Here is a 1807-nt window from a genome sequence, read left to right as displayed (position 1 = left end):
TGTCCGCGGCCAGTGAAAGATCCCCATAGGCGGCCATTTACCGCCCCGCTGATGGCCAGGGTTCTCCCCGTGGATGGCCAGATATCTCCCCGCTGATCATGACGAGACGCTGGTCGGCGAGGGTCGGCGGCGTGAAACGCGGCAGGGAGATCGTGGAAATCTTGGAGGCGTACGACCTCACGGGTAGTTACCGTGCGGCGGCCGAGCTGGCCGGGTGTGACCACCACACCGTGGCCCGGTATGTGAAGTTGCGGGCCGAGGGGCGCAGCCCCGAGGAGCGGACGCAGCGGGCTCGGCCGATCGACGAGTTCATGGACAAGATCGAGGAACTGGTGGCCCGTTCAGGTGGCCGGGTCCGCGCCGATGTGGTCCACCGGCGGATCACCGCGATGGGCTTCGCCGGCGGGGAACGCACCACCCGCCGGGCGGTCGCCGCGGTGAAGAAGTCCTGGCAGGCCGGTCAGCGGCGGGTGTTCCGGCCATGGATCCCGGAGCCGGGGCTGTGGCTGCAGTTCGACTGGGGCGAAGGACCGCGTATCGGCGGCCGGCGGACCACGTTGTGGTGCGCGTGGCTGCCCTGGTCGAGGTTCCGGGTCGTGATCCCGGTGCTGGACAAGACCCTGCCGACGGTCGTGGCCTGCCTCGACGCCACCCTGCGACGCCTCGGCGGGGTGCCGGCATATGTGCTGACCGACAACGAGAAAACGATCACGGTCGAGCACGTCGCGGACATCGCGGTCCGCAACCCAGAGATCGTGCAGGTCGCCCGGCATTACGGGATGACGATCCGCACCTGCGTGCCGGCAGACCCGCAGTCCAAAGGCGGCGCCGAGAACACCGTGAAGATCGCCAAGGCGGACCTGGTCCCCACCAGCGCGAACCTGCTCGACCAGTACCGCACGTTCGCTGAGCTGGAGACGGCCTGCCGCGAATTCACCGACGAGGTCAACGCCCGGATCCACCGCGACACCCGCCGCCGCCCGGCCGAAGCCCTCCTCGAGGAACGAATGCGGCTGCACCCACTGCCAGCCCAGCCGTTCACGGTCGCGTTCGGCACCACCCGCCGGGTGAACTGGGACTGCACCATCTCCGTCGACGGAGTCCGCTACTCAGTCCCGCACCATCTGGTCGACACCCGGGTCTGGGCCCGGTTCCACGGCGACGAACTCATCGTCACCGCCGTCACCGACACCGGCCCAGCCGAGGTCGCCCGCCACCAGCGGGCCCAGCCCGGACGCCCGTCAATCCTCGACGAGCACTACCCGCCCCGATCACGCCAGTCCGACACGGCCGAGCGGATGCCGCGAGCCCGCACCGCCGACGAGGCCGCGTTCCTCGCCCTCGGCCCCGGCGCCGCCGCCTGGCTGGTCGAAGCCGCAGCCGCCGGCGTCCGCGGAGTCCGCCGCAAGATGGCCGAAGCCGTCGCCCTCGCCAAACTGCACGGCGTCGACCAAGTCGACCGAGCCCTCGGAACCGCCGCTTTGGCGGGCCGGTTCGCCGACAACGACCTGATCCGCATCCTCTCCCACCAACGCGACGACGACGCCCCACCAACCCGGGCCAGTGAAACCCACAGCCTGCAACCAGGCACCTCCGCCTGGTCGACCTTCGGCACGACGACTGGAGAACAGTGACTATCACCCCCTCGCGGGTCACCGGCCCGGCCGGTGACCCCCTGACCGAAGCGATCGAACTCACCCGGCGGCTGAAACTGCCGCACCTGCGCCGGGCCATGGCCGACCTGATCCCCACCGCGAAAGCGCAACGCTGGGACCCGGCCGAGGTAGTGCGGGTGCTCCTCGCGGAG

At 70.1% G+C, this 1807-nt stretch carries 1 protein-coding gene; it reads left to right on the top strand.

Annotation, left to right across the window (positions count from 1 at the left end; genetic code table 11):
- Nucleotides 1–131 precede the first annotated feature (131 nt).
- Nucleotides 132–1634 carry an IS21 family transposase gene (istA, locus tag ABZ671_RS32670; RefSeq protein ID WP_357865413.1) on the top strand — a complete coding sequence of 501 codons (1503 nt, stop codon included), beginning with the start codon at nt 132–134 and terminating at the stop codon, nt 1632–1634.
- The last annotated feature ends 173 nt before the right edge of the window (nt 1635–1807 follow it).

The organism is Micromonospora sp. NPDC006766 (assembly GCF_040636055.1).
Lineage (GTDB): Bacteria > Actinomycetota > Actinomycetes > Mycobacteriales > Micromonosporaceae > Micromonospora.
Note: the sequence above shows the minus strand (reverse complement) of the source record. Positions and strands in the feature narration are given on the sequence as shown.